General features: G+C 70.5%; 16 protein-coding genes. 6 read left to right on the top strand and 10 right to left on the bottom strand.

Going from position 1 to position 24,019, the window contains the following annotated elements; all coding sequences use genetic code 11:
- Positions 1-113 precede the first annotated feature (113 nt).
- Together ACQP0P_RS07730 and ACQP0P_RS07725 are read left to right on the top strand one after the other, a co-directional pair.
- Positions 114-2,906 (top strand): bifunctional glycosyltransferase/CDP-glycerol:glycerophosphate glycerophosphotransferase, encoded by a 2,793-nt coding sequence (locus tag ACQP0P_RS07730; protein ID WP_433372820.1) that lies wholly within the window; start codon positions 114-116, stop codon positions 2,904-2,906.
- Complete coding sequence (locus ACQP0P_RS07725) at positions 2,903-4,060, top strand: glycosyltransferase (RefSeq protein ID WP_433372817.1); 1,158 nt, start codon at positions 2,903-2,905, stop codon at positions 4,058-4,060. Before ACQP0P_RS07730 ends, ACQP0P_RS07725 begins: the two co-directional genes overlap by 4 nt.
- Here ACQP0P_RS07725 and ACQP0P_RS07720 read toward each other — a convergent pair.
- From ACQP0P_RS07720 to ACQP0P_RS07705, 4 genes are all read right to left on the bottom strand, one after another.
- Positions 4,050-5,093 (bottom strand): sulfotransferase family protein, encoded by a 1,044-nt coding sequence (locus ACQP0P_RS07720; RefSeq protein ID WP_433372814.1) that lies wholly within the window; start codon positions 5,091-5,093, stop codon positions 4,050-4,052. The two genes, ACQP0P_RS07725 and ACQP0P_RS07720, sit on opposite strands and share 11 nt — an antisense overlap.
- A 1-nt stretch (position 5,094) precedes the next feature.
- Positions 5,095-6,051 (bottom strand): sulfotransferase family protein, encoded by a 957-nt coding sequence (locus ACQP0P_RS07715; RefSeq protein WP_433372812.1) that lies wholly within the window; start codon positions 6,049-6,051, stop codon positions 5,095-5,097.
- A 79-nt stretch (positions 6,052-6,130) separates the two neighbouring features.
- The gene (locus tag ACQP0P_RS07710) at positions 6,131-7,063 is read right to left on the bottom strand and encodes a CDP-alcohol phosphatidyltransferase family protein (protein ID WP_433372809.1); all 933 of its coding nucleotides are present in this window, start codon (positions 7,061-7,063) and stop codon (positions 6,131-6,133) included.
- A gap of 252 nt (positions 7,064-7,315) precedes the next feature.
- A complete protein-coding gene (locus ACQP0P_RS07705) occupies positions 7,316-10,726 on the bottom strand; it encodes a bifunctional glycosyltransferase/CDP-glycerol:glycerophosphate glycerophosphotransferase (RefSeq protein ID WP_433372806.1) in 3,411 nt (1,136 codons plus the stop codon).
- A gap of 426 nt (positions 10,727-11,152) precedes the next feature.
- Between ACQP0P_RS07705 and ACQP0P_RS07700 the strand changes: the two genes are divergently transcribed.
- The 3 genes from ACQP0P_RS07700 (at position 11,153) to ACQP0P_RS07690 (ending at position 16,749) form a co-directional block, all read left to right on the top strand.
- Positions 11,153-12,631, top strand: coding sequence for an NAD(P)/FAD-dependent oxidoreductase (locus ACQP0P_RS07700; protein ID WP_433372803.1), 1,479 nt, complete (start codon positions 11,153-11,155; stop codon positions 12,629-12,631).
- Positions 12,632-12,772: 141 nt separating this feature from the next.
- Entirely contained in the window at positions 12,773-15,625 is a 2,853-nt protein-coding gene (locus tag ACQP0P_RS07695; RefSeq protein WP_433372800.1) for a bifunctional glycosyltransferase/CDP-glycerol:glycerophosphate glycerophosphotransferase, read from the top strand.
- Positions 15,622-16,749: a glycosyltransferase gene (locus tag ACQP0P_RS07690; RefSeq protein WP_433372797.1), complete on the top strand. Its 1,128-nt coding sequence runs from the start codon at positions 15,622-15,624 to the stop codon at positions 16,747-16,749. Before ACQP0P_RS07695 ends, ACQP0P_RS07690 begins: the two co-directional genes overlap by 4 nt.
- 16 nt (positions 16,750-16,765) lie before the next feature.
- On the opposite strand, the gene ACQP0P_RS07685 is transcribed toward ACQP0P_RS07690, so the two are convergent.
- Positions 16,766-18,352 carry a hypothetical protein gene (locus ACQP0P_RS07685; protein WP_433372794.1) on the bottom strand — a complete coding sequence of 529 codons (1,587 nt, stop codon included), beginning with the start codon at positions 18,350-18,352 and terminating at the stop codon, positions 16,766-16,768.
- A gap of 181 nt (positions 18,353-18,533) precedes the next feature.
- On the opposite strand from ACQP0P_RS07685, the gene ACQP0P_RS07680 reads away from it, so the two are divergent.
- The gene (locus ACQP0P_RS07680; RefSeq protein ID WP_433372791.1) at positions 18,534-19,352 is read left to right on the top strand and encodes a polysaccharide deacetylase family protein; all 819 of its coding nucleotides are present in this window, start codon (positions 18,534-18,536) and stop codon (positions 19,350-19,352) included.
- On the opposite strand, the gene ACQP0P_RS07675 is transcribed toward ACQP0P_RS07680, so the two are convergent.
- From ACQP0P_RS07675 to ACQP0P_RS07655, 5 genes are all read right to left on the bottom strand, one after another.
- Positions 19,256-20,599 carry an acyltransferase family protein gene (locus tag ACQP0P_RS07675; RefSeq protein ID WP_433372788.1) on the bottom strand — a complete coding sequence of 448 codons (1,344 nt, stop codon included), beginning with the start codon at positions 20,597-20,599 and terminating at the stop codon, positions 19,256-19,258. The genes ACQP0P_RS07680 and ACQP0P_RS07675 overlap by 97 nt on opposite strands.
- A 67-nt stretch (positions 20,600-20,666) precedes the next feature.
- Positions 20,667-22,238, bottom strand: coding sequence for a glutamine-hydrolyzing GMP synthase (gene guaA, locus ACQP0P_RS07670; protein WP_433381734.1), 1,572 nt, complete (start codon positions 22,236-22,238; stop codon positions 20,667-20,669).
- Positions 22,239-22,330: 92 nt separating this feature from the next.
- Positions 22,331-22,564: a zinc ribbon domain-containing protein gene (locus tag ACQP0P_RS07665; RefSeq protein WP_433372785.1), complete on the bottom strand. Its 234-nt coding sequence runs from the start codon at positions 22,562-22,564 to the stop codon at positions 22,331-22,333.
- Positions 22,561-23,013 (bottom strand): hypothetical protein, encoded by a 453-nt coding sequence (locus tag ACQP0P_RS07660; protein ID WP_433372782.1) that lies wholly within the window; start codon positions 23,011-23,013, stop codon positions 22,561-22,563. The genes ACQP0P_RS07665 and ACQP0P_RS07660 overlap by 4 nt, the downstream gene beginning before the upstream one ends.
- 153 nt (positions 23,014-23,166) lie before the next feature.
- Positions 23,167-24,000, bottom strand: coding sequence for an SDR family NAD(P)-dependent oxidoreductase (locus ACQP0P_RS07655; RefSeq protein WP_433372779.1), 834 nt, complete (start codon positions 23,998-24,000; stop codon positions 23,167-23,169).
- Positions 24,001-24,019: the final 19 nt, after the last annotated feature.

Below are 24,019 nucleotides of genomic sequence, written 5' to 3'. Positions count from 1 at the left end.
CCTGTCTCATAGAGCGTCAAAAAGAGTGTTATCAGTGGACAAGTAGGACAACCGGTTACTTTTTCTCGGGGATACCCCGGGGTGTGATCAATGTCCCGGAGTGCAGTGTTGTGGTGATTACCTACAACGATGCCGCCAGGCTGCCCAGGGCCGTGCGGTCCGTGCTCCGGCAGTCGCTGCGCAACGTCGAGGTGATCATCGCCGACGACGCCAGCACCGACGAGACCGAGCAGGTCGCCCGAGAGCTGCAGCGGAAGGACGCGCGGGTCCGCTACCTGCGCGGGGAGGTCAACAGCGGGGGGTGCGGGACCCCGCGGAACAGGGGTGTGGCGGCGGCGCGGGCCCCGTACGTGATGTTCCTGGACAGCGACGACGAGCTGACCCGGCACGCCTGCAAGAGCATGCTGCTGGAGATCGAGCGGACCGGTGCCGACTTCGTCACCGGGCAGATCACCCGGCTGTACGAGAAGAGCGGGAAGACCGCGCGATACTACCCGGCCCTGTTCGCCAGACGCAGGACCGTCGAGGGGATCGCCGAGGAGCCGGAGATGTTCCTCGACTCCTTCAGCACCAACAAGCTCTACCGGGCCGAGTTGCTCCGGCGGTTGCCGTTCCCCGAGGACATGCACTACGAGGACCACGTCTTCAGCACCGCCCTGTACTGCGCGGCGCGGCGGTTCGCCGTGGTTCCGTGGGTGGTCTACCTCTGGCACCGGGCCTCGGCGGAGAGCGACGCGCGGCTGTCGATCTCGCTGAGCCTGACCGACATGTCCAACGTCCGCTCCAGAATCAGGGCGGCCCGGCTGAGCGACGACATCCTGCGCGACAACGGCCTCGGTGACCTGGTGCACGAGCGGCAGCGCCGGTTCCTCCGCCAGGACCTGCGGGTCTACCTCAACCCGCTGCCCGCGCGGGACCTCGCGTGGGTCGAGGAGTTCGTCTCGGTGATCCGCCCCTACCTGTGCGAGCTCGACCCGGTGGTGTTCGAGACGATCGACCCGCTCATCAGGGTCTGCTGTAGTTTCATCCTCGCCGACCGGCCTGACGAACTCCTGGTGGCCGCCGCCTCGCTGAACGGGCCGAAGGCACCGCCGCGCGTCGCCCTGCGCGAGGAGGGACGCACCTACTGGGGCACGGTCCCCGACGAGATGCGGGAGATCACCTCGCTCCGGATGGCCGAGCTGCCCTACAGCGCCTCCAGGTTGCGCCACGAGGCGGTCGTCACCGGCGAGGGCACCGTGCTCAGGCTGGTGATCAGGACGTACGACCCGTTCGGGGTGCTCGCCGCCACCCCCGGCTGGACCGCGTTCCTGCGTGCCGGGAGGCACCGGATACGGCTGTCGCCGCGCGAGCGGGACGACGGCGGTCTGCTGAGCGAGACGACGATCGACCTCGCCGCGCTCAGCCCCGGCCGCCTGGGCTGCGACGGCCGCCACGAGCCGGTGGTCGAGATCGTCAACCCCGACGGGAGGATCACCTCCGACCAGCTGCTGGTCGATTCGTCCAGCCCGCCGTTCGTCGTCGTCGTCCCGTGGCACGAGGTCACCGTCGGCGCGGAGGGGATCGCCGCGTTCCTGCGGTTGCGCTGGCGCCGCCGGGGAGCGCTCAGGCAACTGGCCCGGGTGGGGCGGGCCGGCCTGAGGCTGCTGCGCAGGATGGACGGCCCCAAGGTGAAGCTCCGCGTCTACAAAGGGCTGATCTCCGTACTGCCGCCCCGCCGGGATCTGGCCCTGTTCGAGTCCGACGTCGGCGCCGGGTACACCGGGAACCCGCGCTACATCTACGAGGAGCTCAGGCGGCGGGGCACGCCGTTGCGGGTGGTCTGGTCGGCGGCCGGGGCCGCGCACGGCTTTCCTCCCGACGCCAGGCTGGTACGGCGGATGAGCTGGCGGCACATCTGGACCATGGCCAGGGCGGGCTACTGGGTCGACAGCCACGGCATGCCGCTGGCCTATCCCAAGCCGCCGCGCACCCGCTACCTGCAGACCTGGCACGGCCAGGGCATCAAGTCGGTCGGCTTCGACGCGCCCGACCTGCGCGCCGACTTCGACGGGCCGAGGGCGACCTGGCGGGCCGCGGTGGAGCGCTGGGACGCGCTGGTCTCGCCCAGCGCCGAGTTCGAGCGGGTGTTCGTGCCCTCCAACGGCTACCGGGGGCGGCTGCTGCGCCACGGCTCGCCCCGCTGCGACGTGCTCGTGCACGGTGACCGGGAGGCGGCCAGGCGGGCGAGGGAGCGGCTGGAGATCCCGCACTGGTCCAGGGTGCTGCTGTACGCACCCACCTACCGCGACCGGGCCAAGGGGTCCGGCGAGTCGGTCAGAGCCGACCTGTCCGCGATGGCCGAGGCCCTGGCCGGCGACTGGACGGTGGTCCTGCGCACCCACCCGGTCGAGCGGTTCGAGGTACCCGAGCAGCTGCGCCACTTCGTCCGCGAGGCCGGGTCGTACCCCGAGGTCAACGACCTGATACTGCTCTCGGACGCGCTGCTGACCGACTACTCGTCGCTGATGTGCGACTACGCGATCACCGGGCGGCCGATGCTGTTCCTGATCGATGACTGGGACGAGTACCGCAGGGTGGAACGCGGGGTCTACCACGACCTGCCCGCGATCGCCCCCGGCCCCTGCCTGACCACCACCGAGGAGCTGATCGAGGCGCTGCGCGACCTCGACGGCGTGACCGTCTCCTTCGCCGCCAGGTACATCGCGTTCCGCAGGATGTGGTGCGCGGAGGAGAAGGGCCACGCCTCGGCGAAGGTGGTGGACGCCTTCTTCGGCCTCCCCTCGGCCCAGGTACCCGCGCAGGCTCCCCGGGCGCCCGGCGGGCGGGAGCGGCACCCTCCTGGCGGGCTGGGGCATCTACCGGGGGTGCGGCGGCCGATCCAGCTGCCCAGGTGGTCAGGGTGAGCGGCGGGCGCGCGGGGGCGGTCGTGTTCGCCTGCGTGGACGCCGACACCCTGGGCGGCGTCCAGCGGGTCACCCACACCGTGGCTCAGGGGCTCGCCGAACGGGGCCGCGAGGTGCACGTGATCGGACTGCACCGCGCCAGGAGCCCGTTCCGCTACGTGGAGCGTCCGCGTTACACCAGCCACGTGATCCACCGCACTCCGGTGAGCACGCTGTCACCGCTGGGCCGGCGCCGTGAGCACCGGGAGCTCGGCAGGCTGCTGCGCGAGGTGGGACCGGGGTTCGCCGTACTCTCCTCGCCCAGCGTGGTCGCCCGGATCAGGGCCCTGCTGCCCGAGCGGCTGCTGCCGATCGGGCAGTACCACGGGTCGTACGAGCACGCGCGGGGCTCCTGGCACCTCGACTCGGTCCGCGACCACTACGGCACCCTGGAGAAGGCGGTCTTTCTCAGCGAGCGGGACGCGTGGCTCTTCGCCGAGCACGCGCTGCTGCCCAACACCTGGTCCATCCCGAACCCGCTGTTCGCCTGGCCGTCGGGGACCGCCGAGCTGACCGCCCGCCGGGTGCTCGGGATCGGCAGGCTGGAGGGCGTGAAGCGGTTCGACCGGCTGATCTCGGCCTTCGCCCAGGCCTGTGGCCGTTCCGCCCCCGGCGAGCCCGAGGTGCGAGCGGACCTCGCCGAGGCCCGTCGCGAGGCGGGCGAGGGCTGGGAGCTGCACCTGATCGGTGAGGGGACCGAGCGGCAGCGGCTCACCTCGCACGCCGCGGAATGCGAGGTGAGCGACCGGGTGGTCTTCCGTGGCACGGTGCCCGCGCCCCTGATGGGCGAGGAGTATCTGGGCGGGTCGGTGCTGGCGCTGGCCAGCGAGCACGAGGGGCTGCCGCTGGTGGTCGGCGAGGCGGCGTCCTACGGGGTGCCCTCGGTGGCGTTCGACGTGTCGGGGGGGATCAGGTCACTCGTACTGGACGGAGAGACCGGGGTGCTGGTGCCCCCGGCCGACGTGACCGCGCTCGCCGCCGCGCTGGCCGAGCTGATGGCCTCGGCCGAGGAGCGGCGGCGGTTGGGAGCCGCCGCCCGCGCTCACGTCGAGGCGTTCCGGCCCGATCGCGTGCTGGATCGGTGGGAGGCCCTGTTCGAGCAGGTCACCCGGTGACCGCCACCGGCTCGTTGCGTGGCATCGGCACTCCCGCCAGCACGATCTGGGCGGAGGTGAGCCGCGCCCCCAGCGGATTCGGCTCGCGGAGCCGCATCAGCCGGTCAAAGGTGATCCGCTTGACCCGGGCCAGCTTCCGCTTGGCCGCGGTCCGCTCGTAGGAGACCAGCCGAGAGGTCTCGATCCTCGGCGCCCCGCTGAGCTCGTACCCGTAGGTCTCCAGGCGGTCGCCGAGCACGCTCTCGCAGAGCGAGACCTCGCCGGGGTCGAGCCGATCGCGCCAGGAGCCGGTCCGCGCGGTGGTCACCTCGCCGTAGGTGCGCGCGTGCCAGGTCTTTCTGGCGGGTACGGCGACGCCGGCCACCGCGGCCGGGTCGCACATGGCCGGATGGAAGTCCTCGCCGAGGAACTCGCACAGCCTGCGCAGGTGAGCCTCCGGCTCGGCGGTCAGGTCCTCGTAGCGCAGCTCGTGGTAGCTGCCCTCGGGGAGCCTCGGCGCGCCGTGCCTGGCGAAGTCGATCGCCTCGGCCCAGGCGGAGACCGCGCTGTAGACGCTCCCGTTGTACCAGGGCATCTCCTTCAGCGACGCCACGCAGTCACGGCCGTCCCTGACCAGGTGCACGAACTGGGCGTCGGGAAAGAGCCGGAGCAGCACGTCGGTGTACTGGAAGTACGAGGGCCGCTTGTCACCCCAGCGCGGCTTGCCGTGCCTGGTCGCGTAGGCGCGCAACACGATGCCCAGCGCGGAGCCGAGCGTCGGCGGCCCGTCGACGATCTGCCCGAGCACCTCGTCGCGGTCCAGGTTCAGCTCGTGGAAGCGCGTCTGGCGCCGGTCGACCACCCACTCGGCCAGCTCGCGCCGGTGCTCCGCGTCGTTGAGGTCGCCGAACTGGAGCCGCCGCTGGTAGGTGGAGACCATGAACCGGGTCTCCGGCGGGATGGCGACGCGCGGGTGGGCGTGCAGCATCAGCTGCAGCATCGTCGTCCCCGAGCGGGGACAGCCCAGGATGAAGATCGGGCGGTCGGGCTTCACGTCAGACCTTCGCCAGTTCGCCGAGCTGCCGGCTGGTGAGCCTCGCGGCCACCGGGCTCGGCTCGCGGAACCGGTTGACGCGGTCGCGGAACTCCTTGCGCCTGCGCGCCCAGCGCCGTTTGGAGGCGGCCTTCTCACACGCCTGGATGTGGGCCTTGCCCGCCTTGGGCGCGCCGCTCAGCTCGTAGCCGTTGGCGGTCAGCCGCTCGGCCAGGACCGTCTCACAGACCGAGATCTCCCAGGGCTCCAGCCTGGCCTTCCACGAACCCGCCCTGGCGGTCGTGACATCGCCGTGGGTGTTGCTGTGCCAGACCTTGTGCTGCGGGATCGCCACCCTGGCGACGTGGTACGGCTCGGACATCGCCGGGTCGTAGTTCTCGCCGAGGAACTCGCAGAGCTTGCTCAGCTCGGTCTCCGGGTAGGCGGTCAGGTCCTCGTAGCGCAGCTCGTAGTAGCTGTCGGCGGGGAGCTTCTTGGCGTGGTGGCGGCCGTAGTCGATCGCCTCACTCCAGTTGACCACCGCGTGGAAGACGTCCTTGGTGTACCAGGGCATCTCCTTCAGCGACGCCACACAGTCACGGCCGTCCCTGATCAGGTGCACGAACTGGGCGTCGGGGAAGAGCCGGGTCAACAGGTCCACATGGTGGTAGTAGCTGGGCCGCTTGTCACCCCAGCGGCTCTTGCCGTACTGCTCGGCGTACGAGCGGAAGGTGATGCCCATCGCCGAGCCCAGCGTCGGCGGCCCCGCGACGATGTCGTCGATCAGCCTGTCCCCGTCGAGCTTGAGCTCCTTGAACTTGGTGTCCTTGTCGCTCACGATCCACCGGCCGACCCTGCGCCGGTTCCGTTCCTCGCGCAGGTCCCCGAAGGAGAACCTGCGGTAGTAGCCGGGCACCACGAACCGTGTCTCCGGAGGCACCGCGATACGTGGATGCGAGTGCAGCATCAGCTGCAACATGGTGGTGCCTGAACGTGGACAACCGATCACGAAGATCGGGCGGTCGGACTGCATGACAACGAACCCCCGTAAAGCTTGGTCAAACAGATACGCGCGGCACCTTCTCCACCAGCGGCGCGGCGGGCACCACCCGGGAGAAGAGCCACATTCGATAGATCAGGAAGACCTCGTTCAGCAGAAGCATCGCCCCGGAGGCGACCGCGAGGGGCACCAGGGCGACCCTCCCGACCAGCGGGGCGACCACGAACACCGCGGCGTGGAACTCGATGCCGCTGATCAGATGGCTCCGCACCCGGTGGCGGGCCAGCAGGCGGCCGAACCTGCGGGGCAGCCTCTGCCGCTTGCCGCCCCGCGGCCTCGGCCTCCGTTCCTCGAAGGGGACGATCCGCATCGGCTCGCGGGGCGTGATGGCCTCGCGGGGCATGACGACCTCGACGGGCCTGACGTGCCCGGCGGCCACCACGGCCTCCGCGGGCCTGACGTGTCCCGGGGCCACCACGGACTCGACGGCCGCCAGGCGGCCGAGCCGGTTCTCCTTGACCACCTCGCGCACGCGCTTCATCTGCGGCGCGTTCACGTAACGGAACAGGTCGAGCACCGCCACCCCCGCGCCGAGCAGGATGTAGGCGATGTCCCCCGTCACCGCGTACTGCCCGGACGCCAGCCCCGCGGCGCAGCAGACCACCCTGATCCGGTCGCCCACGTAGTCGAGCCAGAGTCCGAACGCGGTGCCCGTCCCCTTGAGCCGGGCGATCTTCCCGTCCATGCAGTCGACCATGAAGCTCAGGTAGAACAGCAGTGCCCCCGGCACCAGCCGTCCGGCCGCGAAGCAGATCGCCGAGCACATCCCGAGGATCAGGGAGAAACGAGTGAGCCCGTTGGGGGTGATGGACGTGTGGTTGGCGACGAGCAGGGTGAGCCTGCACGCCACCGGGTCAACCAGGAAAACGGTCCACCAGGAGTCTTTTCGTTTCCGGGTCGCGTGGACGTCGTCCAACGAATAGGCCCTCATGCGTCCCAGCATGGCCACGCCACGTCTCCTGTCATCTACGCTCTGTAACTACTAGAAGATCTCCATGCCACTTCTTGACCGACCCGCGCCACAGTGATCGGCTGCTTTGGAGACATGAAAGGCCGGGGAGGGGTTCCCCGGCCTTTCTCCGGGACCGTCGGTCGCCTCCGCCCCGGAACCACCGGTCGCCTCCGCCCCGGAACCACCGGTCGCCTCCGCTCCGGGCCCGCCGAGCTCGCGAGGCGGGCGCGGCTACCGGAAGATCCGGTCCACCGCCCGCGCCGACGCGCCGCCGTCCTCCAGCGGGCAGAACCTGGCGGTGAAGGCGTCGTACAGCCTCAGGTACTTGGTGCGCACCTCGTCGACGTCCCGCACGGCTTCCACGACCTCCTCGGTCGTGCGCAGCAGCGGGCCCGGGGCCTCGGCCTCGAAGTCGAAGTTGAAGCCGCGCACCTCGTCGCGGTAGCGCTCCAGGTCATAGGTGTAGAACAGCATCGGCTTGCCGGTCACCGCGAAGTCGAACATCGCCGACGAGTAGTCCGTGATCAGCATGTCCGCGACCAGGTAAAGCTCCTGGATATCCGGATATATCGAGACATCGAGGACGAAGTCCCTGCCGACCCGGGGCACCCTGTCGGTGACGCTCGGGTGCTTGCGGATCATGAGCACATGGTCGTCACCGAGTTCCTCGGACATCCGCTGCAGGTCCAGACGCAGGTCGAGCCGGTAGCGCCCCCTGCTGTAGAACTTGTCGTCGCGCCACGTCGGGGCGTACAGAATCACCTTCCTGCCCTCGGGCAGGCCGAGCCGCTCCCGGATCTCGGCGGCTCCGTCGCGGCGGAGCAGGTCGGCCCGGGGAGAGCCGATCTCCAGGATCTCCCCCTCGAACCGCAGGGCGCTGTCCAGGACCGAGGTGCACCAGGGGCTCGGCGAGATCAGGTGGCTCCACCTGGCGACGGTCCTGGCCAGCCGCTCGTGGTGGTCGGGCCTGGCGAACAGCACCTTCTCGATGTCGAAACCGACGCGCTTCAGCGGGGTGCCGCGCCAGGTCTGCAGCACCGTCTGGTCCGGTCTGCGCTCGAACCAGGAGGGCAGGTGGCTGTTGGTGACGATGTACCGGCAGCGGGCCAGCGCCTCGTAGAACTCCCGCCCGTACCGCCGGATCGGCGCCACCCCCTCGGGCAGCTCCACCTGCCCGTCCCTGACCACCCACATGAACTCCAGGTCGGCGCCCCGCCGCACCAGCTCCTCGTAGATCGCCTTCGGGCTGTCGGAGAACTGCCTGCCGGCGTAGCTGTCGAAGAGGACGGCGGGCCGCAGCGCCTCCTGGCACTTGGCCGGATAGAAGTCCTCGCGCAGCAGTCGCTGCTGCTTCGGCCTGCCCGAGGCGCGCAGGTCGTCACTCACCGTGAAGACGGCCTCGGAGGTCAGGTCGGTGTCGAAGGTGAACGTACGGGTGGCGGAGACGTGCTCCAGCGGCGCGGACAGCCGGAACTCGACCCGCATGTCGCCCGCGTCGGTACGGATCGCGAAACCGTGCGTGCCCGCCGGCAGCGGTAGCCACCCGCCGAGCGTGGCGGTCCCCTCGGGCGTCACCGTGGCGCTGCCGCCGACGATCGGGAAGAGCCGCTCGTTGAACCGGTTGCGCGAGGTGAGGACCAGCCACGCCTGGCCGTCGATGGGGCGCATCGCGGCCCCGGTCAGCGCCAGGTGCCCCCGCTCGGTCCACTCCACCCGCTCCACGTAGAACGTCGGCCGCTGCTCGCGCAGCACCAGCCCGCCCGTCCGCGACCTGTCGAGCACCACGTCCCGGCCGCGGAGCCGGTGCAGGCCGCGCTCCACGTCACGCTCGACGATCAGCGGCCGGGCGTCACCCTGCTCCGGGACGACCTCGAAGTGCCATTCGGCCCCGGGGCTGAGCGCGCTCATCTCCAGGCTCGCCGGGTCCAGGCCTGGCCAGCGCTCGGACAGCACCTCGTCGAGGTCGATCACCGCTTCGAAGGTGCCGTCCGAGACGGCCATCGGGTAGCGCCGGTCGCGGCCGCCCTGCGGCCGGGTCAGCCGCAGCACCGGTGCGGCGCCGAGGTCGTCGCCGCACCGGCCGGTGACCCGCAGCCTGCCCTCGGCCACCCGGTGACCGGTGACCCGGCCGCCGGGCCGCTCCACCCTGAGCCTGAACTCCTCGGCCGGCGTCCACTCCGTCCACGCCACGCTCCCCGAGGAGTCCTCGGTGAGCTCCAGCCGCCGCGCGGCCGGACTCGGCTGGGCCAGCCTGCCTCTCCGCAGCAGGCCCCGGGACAGTACGCACAGGTCGACATGCCAGGACGAGCCGGCGGGAAGCCCGGCCGGGTCGACGGCCAGCCGGAACCCGCACCAGTCCTTGCGCCTGCGCGGGCCCGTGTCCACCAGCGACAGGCCACGTTTGACCGTGACCGGGAGCCGGATCCTGCGCCCGGCCCCCTCGGGGACCAGCCAGGCGAAGACGTGCTGCTGGATCCGCCGGCGGGGACGCAGGTAGCGCAGCGAGACCCTGCCCTCGACGATCAGCCGGTCGTCCTTCCAGCTCAGGCTGTCCACCCGCTGCCGCAGGTCAAGCTCCTCGCGCATCCGGATGGCGGACCGCTCGACGGGTACCGGGCTGTTGAGGTGGTACCCGCGTATGCCGCCACCGCCGACCCGGACCGTCGGCTTGACCGTCCTGTCCCACTCCAGCAGCTGGACCAGGTCGTCCATCCGGCGCTGTCGTACCAGCGCCCACTTCGCCCGGCGCTGCGCGGGGATGCACGAGAGGACCTTCGGTCCCGCCTGGTCGAGGTAGGCACAGGCCAGGTCGAGGAAGCGCTGCTGGGACTCCTCGCCCGCCTGGTCGAGCACCTGCAGGAAGTTCGGCAGGTCGCTGTCGAGCACCATCCGGTCCCACGCGGGCAGGTGCTCGGCCCTGCCGGTGTCGGTCAGGAAGCGGCGCACGGAGTTGACGGCGGCGAACCGGTCCTCGATCCCCTTGACGTGTCCCCGGTTCTGGGTGATCGAGACGCTCTCCCCCTCCCGCTCCCGCCACAGGTAGACCGGGGTGGAGAGCACGTCCACCGCCCCGGCCAGGAAGTGGGCGGGCAGGGAGACCGCGATGTCCTCCCAGAGAACCCCCTCGGGAAAGTTCAGCCCGTGCTCGTCCCAGAAGGAGCGGCGCCAGAGCTTGTTCGTGACCAGCCGGTCCTTGAGCAGGATCTCGTCACGGGTCACATGGGTTCGCCGGGCGGAGTTGGCGAAGATCGTCTTGTGCATCGCCGACTGGCGCACCCCCTGCCCGCTGAAACGCAGCACGTTGCCGGTGGCGAGATCGGAACCGCTCTCCTGAAGGCTGCACGCCATCGTCTCGATCGCCGTCAGCGGGAGCATGTCGTCGCTGTCGACAAAGGCGAGGAACTCGCCGGTGGCGTGTCTTATGCCGGTGTTGCGCGCGGTGCCCAGGCCCGCGTTCTCCTGCCGGATCAGCCGGAACCGCGCGTCGCGCGCGGCGAACGCCTCGGCGATCTCCGCGCTGGAGTCGGGAGAACCGTCGTCCACCATGACGACCTCGATGTCACTCCAGGTCTGCGCGACCAACGACTCCAGACACGCCTCAAGGTACGGTTCCACGTCGTAGATGGGCACGATGATGCTCACTGGGGCCACGATCGGTCCTCCGGTAGTCGAAAGCTCACAGTCCGGTCCGTCCGCGCGAACACCGGACACGCCACGCAGGTGAAGATCCACTCATCGTGGAGGACGTCCCGGGCGCGTGGCGGGGCTCGGCGGCCGTGCGCGCGAGGTGGACGTCACGTCAGCAGCATGGCTTCGCGGCCGATGGGGCGCGCCCAAAATATGACCGCGATGGACTGAGCAGACCGAGACTTGACCATCCCTCGCACCCGGCCGGCCCCCGCCCCCGGCCCGCGGTGCGGCAACGCCTTCACCATGTCCTGGTCAAGGCTGGGAATGCACACGTCCTAGTAAGTCGTAATGACCCTTCGGTCCCCCCTGACCGTCCGACACCATCGGGTGACCGAGGCGGGCGAGATCGCAGGAAACGGCATTCGCGGGGGGAAGCGCATGGACTCAACAGTCGTCGTGGGAGCGGGGCCCGCCGGGCTCACCGCGGCCTACGAGCTGGCCCGGCGAGGACACCCGTGCGAGGTCTTCGAAGCCGACCGGGTGGTCGGCGGGATCAGCCGGACCGAGGAACGCGACGGCTGGCGCTTCGACATCGGCGGACACCGCTTCTTCACGAAGGTGTCGCGGGTGACGGACTTCTGGAACGAGATCCTCGACGAGGAGGACTTCCTGCTCCGCCCGAGGATGAGCCGCATCCACTACGGGGGCCGTTTCTACGACTACCCGCTCAGGGCCTCCAACGCCCTGCGCAATCTCGGTGTCCTCGAATCCGCACGATGTGTCGGCTCCTACGCCTGGGCCCGGATCAGGCCGCCCGCGGACCAGTCCACCTTCGAGGGCTGGGTCACGGCCAGATTCGGCAGCCGGCTCTACGGGATCTTCTTCAAGACCTACACCGAGAAGGTGTGGGGCGTTCCCGCGGAGAGCATCCAGGCCGACTGGGCCGCGCAGCGGATCAGGAACCTCTCCCTGGGCAGGGCGATCGCCCGCGCGCTGCTGCCCGGCAGGAACAGCAAGGAGGTCACCAGCCTCATCGAGGAGTTCCGCTACCCCAAGCTGGGGCCGGGCATGATGTGGGAGGCCTGCGCCGACCGGGTCCGCGAGCTGGGTTCCACGGTGCGCCTCGGCACCCGGGTCGAGCGCGTCCGCCGCCACCGGGGCCGGCTGGCCCTCACCGTCCGCACGGGCGAGGGCGAGGGCACCACCCGTGAGGTGTACTGCGACGACCTCATCTCCTCGATGCCGCTCAGCACCCTGATCCACGCGTTCGGGCTCGACGTGCCGGACATCGTCGCCGAGGCGGCCGCGGGGCTGAGGTACCGCGACTTCCTCACCGTCGCGCTGGTCGTCCCCGAGCGGTTCTCCTTCCCCGACAACTGGATCTACATCCACTCCCCCGAGGTGCGGCTCGGCCGGGTGCAGAACTACGGTTCCTGGTCGCCGTACCTGGTCCGGGCCGGACGGACCTGCCTCGGCCTGGAGTACTTCGTCAACGAGGGCGACGACCTATGGCGGATGCCCGACGACGACCTCGTCGCGTTCGGCACCCGGGAGCTGGAGCACCTGGGCCTGGTCACCCCCGGTGAGGTCCAGCAGGGCTACGTGGTGCGGATGCCGAAGGCCTACCCGGTCTACGACGCCGGCTACGTCCACAACGTGGAGGTGCTCAGGAAGTATCTCGACGTGGAGTGGCCGCGGATCCACCCGGTCGGCCGCAACGGCATGCACCGGTACAACAACCAGGACCACTCCATGCTCACCGCGATGCTGACCGTGGAGAACCTCGTCGACGGCGCCAGGCACGACGTCTGGGAGGTCAACGTCGACGCGGAGTACCACGAGGAGCGCGCGGACCACCGGACCGCGAGGGGCACCGGCCGCGACGCCCCCGTCCTCCTCGGCCCGACGGCTCCCTGACCTGACGGCCGCTCATCCACCACCCGTCACCGACGGACGCCGACAGACACCGGCGGAACACCGAAACCGGCAATCCCATGACGCCTTACCCGGCCGTTGCGGGTCAAGGCTCTCCTCCCAGCCGCCCTGGAGTTGCGCATCATGACACAGCGTTACACGGTCCCGGACGTCAGCGTGATCGTCATCACCTACAATGACGCACCCCGGTTACCCCGGGCCGTGCGCTCCGTACTCGGCCAGACGCTCAAGAACCTCGAAGTGATCGTCGTGGACGACTGCTCGGGCGACGACACCCCCGCGGTGGCCAAGGCGCTCACCGAGGAGGACGGCCGGGTCCGCTACGTGCGGCTGCCCGCCAACAGCGGCGGCTGCGGCGCCCCCCGCAACGCGGGCATGGACGCCGCCCGCGCGCCCTTCCTGATGTTCCTCGACAGTGACGACGAACTGCCCAGGCACGCCTGCAAGAGCCTGCTGCTGGAGGTGGAGGCGACCGGTGCCGACTTCGTCATGGGCACCGTGGAACGCGTCGACGAGGCGAGTGGCGCCGTCACCCTCTGGTACCCCCGGCTGTTCGCGGAGCGCCGGATCGTGGACGACATCCGCGCCGAACCCGAACTCCTCTTCAACTGCCTGGCCACCAACAAGCTGTACCGGCGGACCTTCCTGGACGGCACCGGCATCCGGTTCCACGAGGACATCCACCACGAGGACATCGTCTGGTCGACGGAGCTGTTCTGCCGCAGCAAGCTGTTCGCCGTCGTACCGTGGCCCGTCTACCGCTGGCTGCTCGCCGCCACGCCCGCGACCAGGTCGATCTCGTCGCGGCGGCACGAGCTGGAGAACGTGCGCCAGCGCGTCACGGCCGCCGTGCTGAGCGACCGCGTGCTGGCCGCCGCCCACTCCCTCGATCTCAAGGAGGACAAGGACTTCCGCTTCCTCTCCCACGACCTCCGCCTCTACCTGGGAGACCTGCCCCAGCGTGACCCGGCGTGGATCGCCGAGTTCGCCGACCTCGTCATCCCGTACGTGGACACGCTCGAACCCGCGGCGATCGAGCGGCTGAGCAGGGCCGAGCGGGTCTGCCTCCAGCTCGTCCGCGAGCGGCGCGGCGCCGAGGCGGCGCTCGCCGCCGTCGAGCTGGGGGCCAGGCACTCGGTGCCGCCCCGGGCGGTCACCACGGAAGGCGGGCGGGTGTTCTGGGGGGCGACGCTCCCGCTGAGCGAGCGGGGCAGGAGCGAGCTGGACGTCACCGAGCTGCACCTGGCGGAGCAACCGCTGGCCGGCGCGCTGCTCCGGCACGAGCTCGTCGACCTGCAGGCGTCGAGGGACGAGGTTCGGTTGCGCCTGCGGACCTATGACCCCGGCCGGGTGCTCGACGGCCGCTCGCTGACCGCCTGGCTGCACATCGGCGGCAGGAAGAAGGCGATCACCTCGATCCCCTTCGAGCCGGCCCCCGTCGTGACCGAGCCGCCCCAGGGAGCGTGGGAGCGGCGAGGGCTGGAAGGGCAGTGGGACCCGGAGGAGGCGGAGGGCACCCAGATCCCCGAGGGGACGGGCATCCTGGAGGCGACGGTGTCGATCTCCCTGCCCGAGCTGGACTGGCCGGACAACGCCGTCAGACCGCAGGCGGTCACGATCTCGCTCCACGAGGGTGAGCGCCGCAACGCCAGGCCCCTGCTGGCGTCCCCCGGCCTGTCGTTCACCTCCGTGGGCACTGTGGGCACGGGCCGCCTGGTCCTGGAGGCGTCCGCCGACATCCCGTTCCGGCTCGTGGCGCGCAGGCTCGGCCACGTGCCCGCGCGACGCCTGCCGAGCATGGCGGAGCTCTGGCAGCACCTGCTGTCCGACCTGGCCACCCCCCGCAACCTGGGTCGCTTCTACCGGCTGGTCAGCGCGACGGTGCCGGTCAACCGCCGCCTGGCGCTCTTCGAGTCCGCCGAGGGGAGCGGCTACACCGGCAACCCGCGCTACGTCTACGAGGAGCTGCAGCGGCGCGCGGGCGGCCTGCGCGCGGTCTGGTCCCACGCGGGCGCCCCCGAGCGCTTTCCCGAGGACGTCGACCTCGTCCAGCGCGACACCTTCCGCTACGCCTGGACCCTGGCGCGCGCCGGCTACTGGGTGGACAGCCACAACCTCCCCTACTGCTACCGCAAGCGCAGGGGCACCCGCTACCTGCAGACCTGGCACGGCCAGGTGTTCAAGAAGATGGGGCTGGATGAGCCCCGCCACCGGACGCAGCCCTCCCTGGCCAGGAAGTACACCGAGGCGGTGGCGCGCTGGGACATGCTGCTCACCCCGGGCCGCGACTTCCGCCGGGACTTCGCCGAGGCCAGCGGCTTCAAGGGCGAGCTGTTGCACGCCGGCTATCCGCGTACCGACGTGCTGGTGCGGCACGCCGAACCGGCGCAGCGCGAGCGGGCGCGGCGGGTCAGGGAGTTCTTCGAGATCCCGGCCGGAAAACGGGTGGTCCTCTACGCGCCCACGTACCGCGACAACGGGCGTTTCAGCGGCGAATCACTTCGGATCGACCTGCCGGCCCTCGCCGCCACGCTCCGCCCGGACTGGGTGGTCCTCGTCCGCGCCCACCCCTACGACCGCTTCACGGTGCCCGACCCGCTCGGCTGGCTGGCCCGGGACGCCTCGGCGTATCCCGAGGTCAACGACCTGATGCTGGCCTCCGACGTGCTGGTGACGGACTACTCCTCGATCATGTTCGACTATGCCTGCCTCGGCCGGCCGATCCTCTACTACGTCGACGACCACGAGCGCTACGCCTCCGCCCAGCGGGGGGTCTGCTTCGACCTGGCCGAGGTCGCCCCCGGGCCGCTGCTGCGCGACCCGGGCGAGCTGGCCGCCGCGCTGGAGGAGCTCGGTGAGATCACCGAGCGGTACGGGCGGCGCTACGCGGAGTTCCGCGCCCGCTGGTGCGGCCTCGACGACGGGCAGGCGAGCGGCAAGGTCGTGGACGCGTTCTTCCCGGAGGTCGTGCGATGAGAGCGCGAAACGTCATCTTCCTCAGCACCGACGGCGACTCGATGGGCGGGTCCCAGCGGGTCATCCACACCCTGGCCCAGGGCCTCGCCACCCGCGGGCACCGGGTGAGGTTGGTCAGCATCAACCCCTCCAGGCAGCCGCAGACCTACTTCGCCGACCCCGTCTACCGGCACGCCACGCTGTACGACACACCCGCCCCCGAGGCCGCCCCCCGCTCGCTCCCGTGGCGCAGGGCGAAGGCTCGGCGGACCCCGGAGGAGATCGCCACCGCCAGGCAGCGGCTGCTCCGGCTGACGGACCGGATCGACGGCGGCTACCTGGTCATCGCCTCGCCTTGGGCCGCCCACTGGATCGCCGACCTGCCCATGCCGCACATCGCCAAGATCGGCCAGTACCACCAGTCGTACGCCGAGGCCGTGGACTCCCCGAACCTTCGGTTGATCAAGAAGCACTACGCGCACCTCGACAAGGCGCTCTTTCTCTGCGACGACTACGCCGCGTCCTTCACCAACCACCGGCTCGCCAACTGCGGGACCATGCTGAACCCGGTCAGTGTCTTTCCCGAGCAGGCCGCCGCGCTGCGCAACCCGCGGATCGTCTCGGCGGGACGGCTGGTCAGGGTGAAGCGGATCGACCTGCTGATCGACGCCTTCGCCGCCGCGGCCCCCGCCGTCGCCGAACCGTGGGAGCTGCACATCATCGGCGACGGGCCGCTCAGGGCTGCGCTGGAGGCGCAGGCCGCCGAGACCGGCCTCGGCGGCCGGATCGTCTTCCGCGGGCAGGTCGAGAACGTCGAGGCCGAGTACCTCGACGCCTCCATCGTCACCCTGAGCAGCGACTTCGAGGGATGGGGGCTGGTCCTCGCCGAGGGCGCGGCCTGCGGGCTGCCCGCCGTGGCCTGCGACGCCTCGGCCGGGGTCAGGACCCTGGTCACAGACGGCGACAACGGCGTGCTGGCCGAACCGGGGAACGCGGGGAGCTTCGCCGCCGCCCTGGAGCGCCTCATGTCCGACGCCGAGTTGCGCCGGCGGATGGGGGCCAGGGGCAGGGAACGGATGAGGGCCTACCGGCTGCCCCGCGTCCTGGACCGCTGGGAGGCGCTGTTCGACGAGATCGACCGCTGACGCGGGCGCTCCTCGCTCATCGCCGGGGCGGCAGGGTTCGTACCTCCCGCAGCAGGAGCGGCACGAACAGGACACCGACGAAGATCGGCGCCACCATGAACCGGAAGTCCGGCGCGGTGTTGGTGAGGATCACGCCGAGCTGCTGCCCCGCGACCACGGCCGCCCCCGCGAGCGCCGCCCCACTCCCGGTCCGCCGCCACACGAGCGCGGCCGCCGCGTAGCCGAGGTAGCACCAGAAGGGCGCCCGCCAGAGCAGCCACTCAAGCTGCCTGACCGTGCTCGCGTCCAGCGCGGACAGCCCGGCGGCCCGCAGACCGGCGGAGAACGGCCGCTGCCGCATCGCCGAGGCCGCCGGGGTGCCCGCCCAGCCGTCGGGGAGCCGGGGATCGCGCAGCGAGAAGCGATAGAGCTCGCCGCCGGGCTCGCCCGAGGTCGAACCGACCTGCCAGGCGAGCGCGGCGCGGCAGACCCGGGCGCTCAGCATCACACCGGGCGCGCGGACCAGCAGCCCGCGCCAGAGTTCCAGCACGTCGGAGATCCGCTGCTCGGCCCGCGAGTGGCTGAAGGCGGGGTCGAAGAAGACCCGCGCCATGGTCTGGCAGGTCGCCCCCCGCCGCCAGGCGTGCAGCGGGGCGATCGTGGCGAGGAGTGCCCGCTGCTCGTGGTCGAAGAGCCGGGGACGCTCCTCGTACGCCACGGCGAGATCGCCGAACACCGTCTGGTAGGCGAACGAGCGAGACGGCGGCGCGATGCCCATCGCCGGGTAGCCGGCGCCCAGCAACAGCAGCGGCGCAACCACCGCCGCCGCGGCCAGCGTCGCCAGCGAGCGGCGGGCCGCGGGCAGCAGCGGGAGCAGCAGGATCGCGGCGATCAGCGCGACGAGGAAGCCGTTGTTCCTGAACAGCCCCAGCCCGGCGAGTTCGGCACCGAGGGCGGCCAGCCGCGGATCCCAGGTCCACCCGCCCCTGAGCACCCTGTTCCTGAGCGTTCCCCGTGTCCCGCTCCCGGCCGCGCGCCGTACCGCGGCGGGCCCGGTCGCGAGCCGTACGGCGGTGCCCGCGGCCAGCACCGCGCACACCGTGAACGGCACGTCCTTCCACATCGTCACCGTGAAGGCGCCGAGCGGCGGTGACAGCACCGCGCATCCCAGCGCCACGAGCAGCCCGCGCCCGCGCACGCCCAGCGACCTGAGCGCGCCCGCGAGGTGGGCCAGCGCGGTGGCCATCGCCGCCGTCTGCGCGAGGGTGACCGGGGACAGGTCGCCGGTCACCCGCAGCGAGAGGCCGAGCAGGGCGTCGTAGGCGACCGACTGGCCGGCCACCCAGGGGCCCGTCGTGACGTGCGCGACGTAGGTGACGGAGTCCGGGCTCATCAGCCCGGGGTGGAAGGCGAGCCACCAGCCGAGCAGCACGAGCTGGCCGGTCGCGTAGCAGGCGAGCGTGAACCACCGGTCGCGGGTGTCGCGAACATCGCCCCGCTCCCTCTCGGCCGAGGGCGGCCCCACCGTAGCGATCGTCATGCTCTCCCCAGCGTTTTCCGGCAGGGGGTCGTTGCCCATCATCGGGCGGCAGCGGGGCGCGCCCACGCCGCTATACACAGCCATGACCTGGGGAAACGTCAAGTTTGCGGTAGGGCGCGCACCGTGGCGCGGTCACCGGAACATATCGGCTTTCACAGGACATTGTGACGCTTCAGCCCCGGAAGCCATCAGGCGCCTCGATAGGATGCCCACTCGACCGACGTCGATTTGACCCGGAGATCCCCTCATGAAGTCTCCTGTCCGAATGTTGCTGGCCACTTCCTGTGCGCTGGCCATGATCGCCACCCCGACCACCGCATGGAGTGCGGAACAACCCAAAACAACGGCCACGTCGGCGGACAAGGCCAAGCCCGCCCCCAAGCCCGTGCCGGTGGACTGCGCGAAGGTCAAGTGCATCGCGCTGACCTTCGACGACGGCCCCGGCAAGTACGCCGACAAGCTGCTCGACACCTTCAAGAAGTACAACTCCAAGGCGACGTTCTTCCTTGAGGGTCAGTACGTGAAGTCCCGCCCCGCGTTCGCCAAGCGGATGGTCGCCGAGGGCCACGACATCGGCAACCACAGCTACAGCCACCCGCACCTGCGGGAGCTGTCCGAGGACAAGATCCGCGAGGAGCTGACCAAGACCCAGGACATCGTCAAGAAGTCCACCGGGAAGTACCCGACGACGATCCGGCCGCCCTACGGCGAGTTCGACCAGCGGGTCGCGGCGATCGCCGCCGAGATGGACATGCCGATCGTGCTGTGGAACGGCGGCTCCCGCGACTGGGCGACCAGGAACGAGAAGGCCATCTACGACGAGGTGCTCAAGAACGCCAAGCGTGACGGGGTCATCCTCATGCACGACTGGGTCGAGCAGACGGTCAAGGTGATGCCGAAGCTGCTGACCGCGCTGCAGAAGCAGGGCTACCACGTGGTGGCGGTCTCCTCGCTGCGCGGCGCCAAGGCCACGAAGGCCGGAGAGGTCTACCCCGTCGGCTCCGAGAAGGACGAGGATCTGACCTCCGAGTCGCCCACCGGCGACCCGGGCGACTTCGCGGAGTCACCCGCGGACGGCACCTGAGCCGCCTCACCCGAGGACGCCCTCTTGGCCATCTCAGCTGAGGGCGTCCTCTCGGCGATCTCGTCCGCGGATCGCCGCCGAGCCAGCCGCCTGCCCAGCCGCTGCATGGGAAGCTCCACGTAGCGGTAGGTGAGCAGGCTCAGGCCGAGCACCATCAGCACGAACGCCGCGGACAGGGAGAGCTGCACCACCGGCCCCGCGGCCCGCACGTCCCCGACAACGGCGTGTGCGATCCGCAGCAGCGGGTGATGCAGCAGGTAGACCGAGTAGCTGACCAGCCCCAGCCAGACGAGGAACCTGGGCAGCCGGCGCTCGCGCAGGGCCATCGCACCCGCGAACGACACCCCGGCCAGCGCCATGGTGACGAACCACGGCCCCGGCTGCACCCACCACCAGCCGGCCTGCTCCGACCAGACCGGGGCCAGCGCCACGAGCACCGTCGCGGCCGCCACCGGCCAGAGGGCTCCCTCCCCGTGCTCCCAGCGGCGGATCGCGGTCCCGGCGAACATCACCGCGAGAATCGCCGCCCCCAGCCACGGGACGAAACCGGAGAAGATCAGCAGCACCACGGCCATCGCGCCGAGGACATATGCGGCGATCTTCGTGAACCGCCCGCCGATCAGGCAGGCCAGGCCCGCGAAGAACAGCACGCCGGACACGTACGCGGGCCCGGAGCCCTTCAGCGGCGGCCCCGTCAACACCAGCCCCGCCACGACCGCGACCGCCCCGAAGCCGATGGCGAAGGCGCCGCTCGCGCGGTGCACCCCGCCGACGAACAGCGCGGTGACGATCAGGTAGAAGACCATCTCGTACGAGAGCGTCCACATGGTGTCGGCCAGGCCGCCCAGGTGCACCACGTCCAGCAGCATCGTGGCGTGCGCGGACACCGAGGCCAGGTCCCTGGGCACCTGCTCGCGGACGGGCATCCAGATCGCCGTGACCAGGACTCCCACCGCGACCAGCAGGTAGATCGGGTAGAGCCGGAACACCCGGCTGATCCAGAAGGCCCGCACATCACCGCGCCGCTCCAGCGAAACCGGGATGATGTACCCGCTGACCAGGAAGAACACCAGGACGCCGTACATCCCGAGGTTGAACCAGTACGGTCGCAGGGCGGGCATGAACCAGGGCAGCATGTGCTCCAGCAACACGGCGACCGCGCCGATCCCACGCAGCGCGTCGAGCCACGCCAGGCGAGGGACGGGAGTCTTGGTGGAGCCTGCGCCGATCAGAGTGGAGGAGGACACCCGCCCCAACTTACCGTTCGGCACCCCGCGAAACGCCGCCATCGGCGGCAACCGTCCTCGCCGGTCGCTACTCCCACTCGATGGTGCCCGGGGGCTTGCTGGTCACGTCCAGCACCACCCTGTTGACCTCGCGGACCTCGTTGGTGATACGGGTGGAGATGCGGGCGAGCACGTCGTAGGGGACGCGGGACCAGTCGGCGGTCATGGCGTCCTCGCTGGAGACCGGGCGCAGCACGATCGGGTGACCGTAGGTGCGGCCGTCGCCCTGGACGCCCACCGAGCGGACGTCGGCGAGCAGCACGACCGGGCACTGCCAGATCTCCCGGTCGAGACCCGCGCGGGAGAGCTCCTCGCGGGCGATGGCGTCCGCCTCGCGAAGGATCTCCAGGCGCTCGCGGCTGACCGCGCCGACGATGCGGATGCCCAGCCCCGGGCCGGGGAACGGCTGGCGCCAGACCATGGCGGCGGGCAGGCCCAGCTCCTCGCCGGCCCGGCGGACCTCGTCCTTGAACAGCGCGCGGAGCGGCTCCACCAGCGAGAATTGAAGATCGTCGGGGAGACCTCCGACGTTGTGGTGGGACTTGATGTTGGCGGTGCCGGTGCCGCCGCCCGACTCGACCACGTCGGGGTAGAGAGTGCCCTGGACAAGGAAGTCGACGGGGCCGTCGGCCATGATGGCGCGCTGCTCGTCCTCGAAGACCCGGATGAACTCACGGCCGATGATCTTGCGCTTCTCCTCGGGGTCGGTGACCCCTTCGAGCGCCTTCAGGAAGCGCTCCTGGGCGTCGGCCACCCGGAGCTTGACCCCGGTGACGGCCACGAAGTCGCGCTCGACCTGCTCGGCCTCGCCCTTGCGCAGCAGCCCGTGGTCGACGAAGACGCAGGTCAGACGGTCACCGATGGCCCGCTGAACCATGGCGGCGGCCACCGCGGAGTCGACGCCGCCGGAAAGCGCGCAGATGGCGCGGCCCTCGGGGCCGATCTGGGCGCGGATCGCCTCGACCGCGTCCTCGACGATGTTGAGCATCGTCCAGGAGGGGCGGCAGCCCGCGGCGGCCAGGAAGTGCCTCAGCACCGCCTGGCCGTGCTCGGAGTGCAGGACCTCGGGGTGGAACTGGACGCCGTACAGGCCCAGCTCGGGGTTCTCGAAGGCGGCGACGGGCGTCTCGGCGGTCGCGGCGGTGACCGTGAAGCCCTCGGGGGCGGCGGAGACGCTGTCCCCGTGGGACATCCAGACCGACTGCTTCGCGGGCAGCCCCGCGAAGAGCACGCCGTGCTCGCTCACCTCCAGGTGGGTGCCGCCGTACTCGGCGGTGCCGGTCCTGGCCACCTCCCCGCCCAGCTCCTGGGCCATGACCTGGAAGCCGTAGCAGATGCCGAAGGTCGGCACACCGGTGTCGAACAGGCCCTTGGGGGCGGCCGGGGCGCCCTCGGCGTACACCGACGAGGGTCCGCCGGACAGGATGATGGCCTTGGGCTTCTTGGCCATCATCTCCTCCACCGGCATCGTCGACGGGACGATCTCGGAGTAGACGTGGCATTCACGTACCCTTCGCGCGATCAGCTGCGCGTACTGCGCGCCGAAATCGACGACCAGGACCGTGTCGAACTCAGACACCAAGACCCCCAAAAGGAACAGAGCGGTACTGCCAGTCTATCGGCGCCCGTCAGCGCACTACTCTTGAACTCCTCCCCGGCTTGGGGGCCGGAGATTCTCCCGTCACGTCGTGGCTAAGCGGCGCGCGGGGGTTGACGCTTCGCAGACCGGGTAACCCCGAGGTCTCCACGTCCTGACACCGGCGTTCCGACGGCGTTCTTGATATTGATCGCGGCGTTGGTGTCGGCATGCCCGACCCAGCCGCACGCGGGATTGGCGCAGGCGCAACTTATCCCGTCCCGGGCCGCCGCATCACGATGGCCGCACCGGTGACAGGTCTGCGAGGTCCCCCGCGCGGGGACCCTCACCACCTGGCCGCCCCGCTCCGAAACCGCACCCGCCCGACCTTGGGGAGATTGATCGCGCCCCACCGCCGGTTGACCCGCTTGATCTGCAGATCGCGGGCCTGCGGGACGTCCACGGCCAACCGGGTCCGCAGACGGCCCTTGAACGTGGGCCGCTTGGCCGGATGGTCGGGGTTGAAGAAGTTCGCCCACGCCTGCCGATACGTCCTCAGCACCGCCTGCGCCGCCTGGGCGGGCAGTTGGCCCATCCAGTCGATCTCGCGGCGAGCTGTACGGATCGCCGCATCACAGTCCTTCAACGTCGCGAACCGGCCCTGGCGGAAGGTGAAGTACTCATGCAGCAGGTTCCACAGCGCGCGGGCGGTGTGCGCCTGAGCGTCCAGCACAGCCACCTGGACCGCACTGAGATCAAGCCGCGCCTTGTGCGCCCGGTTGCGTTTCACCAACTCCACGCCGTGATCGTATCCGTCGCTTTACGTCACCGCGGTGGAATCCGAACCCCCGAGGTACGCACCGGACGCCATGTCGTCCGCACCCTCCACACACCTAGCGGGCACTTCCGCGCGGGTCTTCACCCCCGGCGTGAACGCCGGAGCACTGGCCCACTACTCGTAGATGGGAAACGGGGGCAGCGTCCCCGCGAGCAGGGCCTCGGTCTGGTCGCGCAGGCCCGCCGCGTAGCCGGGATGGGTGAAGACCAGGAAACGCTCCTCGCGGATGGCCGACACCGCGGCGAGCGCCACCTGTTCGGGGTCGATGCCCCGTTCCACCAGGCCGTCGATGATCCCGACGGAGGCCACCTCGTCCTCGGTGGGCCCGGCGACCGCGAGATTCTCCGGCCGGACCCGTTTTGAGCGGTTGATACCGGTCCGTACCCCGCCCGGGCAGAGCGCGGTCACCCGGAGCTTGGAACCGGCCATCGCGAGGTCCTGGGCGAGGGACTGCGAGGCGGCGAACGCGGCGTACTTCGAGACCGAGTAGGCGCCGGAGAACGGCGCGGCGAACAGCCCCGAGACCGAGACGGTGTTGAGGATGTGGCCTTCGGTGTCCTGGGCGATCATGCGGGGGACGAAGGCCCGGATGCCGTGGAGCACACCCCAGAGGTTCACCCCGAGCAGCCAGGCGAAGTCCTCGGGCTCCCTGGTCCACATCTGGCCGCCCTGGAAGACCCCCGCGTTGTTGCACAGTACGTGGACCGCGCCCAGCTCGCCGAAGGTCCGGTCGGCGAGGTGCTGCACGGCCGCCGGGTCGGAGACGTCGGTGATCTCGGTGAGCACCTTGACCCCCTCCACCAGCGAGGCGGTCTCCGCGAGAGGGCCCGGGTCGATGTCGGCGAGCATGAGGGCCATCCCCTCCGCCGCCAGGCTCAGTGCGAGCGCCCGGCCGATCCCGCTGCCCGCCCCGGTGACGACCGCGATCTTGCCTGACAGTTCACGCATGGCGTTTCCTCCAGCCTGA

Origin of the sequence: Streptosporangium sp. CA-115845, from assembly GCF_050943795.1 — a bacterium.
In the GTDB taxonomy this organism is placed as follows: Bacteria; Actinomycetota; Actinomycetes; order Streptosporangiales; family Streptosporangiaceae; genus Streptosporangium.
This window is presented reverse-complemented; position numbering and strand designations above follow the sequence as displayed.

Bases quoted from the DNA above. Each gene is read 5' to 3' on its own strand.
- ACQP0P_RS07690 (WP_433372797.1), top strand. From the start codon at position 15,622: ATGAGAGCGCGAAACGTCATCTTCCTCAGCACCGACGGCGACTCGATG.
- ACQP0P_RS07695 (WP_433372800.1), top strand. From the start codon at position 12,773: ATGACACAGCGTTACACGGTCCCGGACGTCAGCGTGATCGTCATCACC.
- ACQP0P_RS07710 (WP_433372809.1), bottom strand. From the start codon at position 7,063: ATGAGGGCCTATTCGTTGGACGACGTCCACGCGACCCGGAAACGAAAA.
- ACQP0P_RS07715 (WP_433372812.1), bottom strand. From the start codon at position 6,051: ATGTTGCAGCTGATGCTGCACTCGCATCCACGTATCGCGGTGCCTCCG.
- ACQP0P_RS07700 (WP_433372803.1), top strand. From the start codon at position 11,153: ATGGACTCAACAGTCGTCGTGGGAGCGGGGCCCGCCGGGCTCACCGCG.
- ACQP0P_RS07680 (WP_433372791.1), top strand. From the start codon at position 18,534: ATGTTGCTGGCCACTTCCTGTGCGCTGGCCATGATCGCCACCCCGACC.
- ACQP0P_RS07655 (WP_433372779.1), bottom strand. From the start codon at position 24,000: ATGCGTGAACTGTCAGGCAAGATCGCGGTCGTCACCGGGGCGGGCAGC.
- ACQP0P_RS07685 (WP_433372794.1), bottom strand. From the start codon at position 18,352: ATGGCTGTGTATAGCGGCGTGGGCGCGCCCCGCTGCCGCCCGATGATG.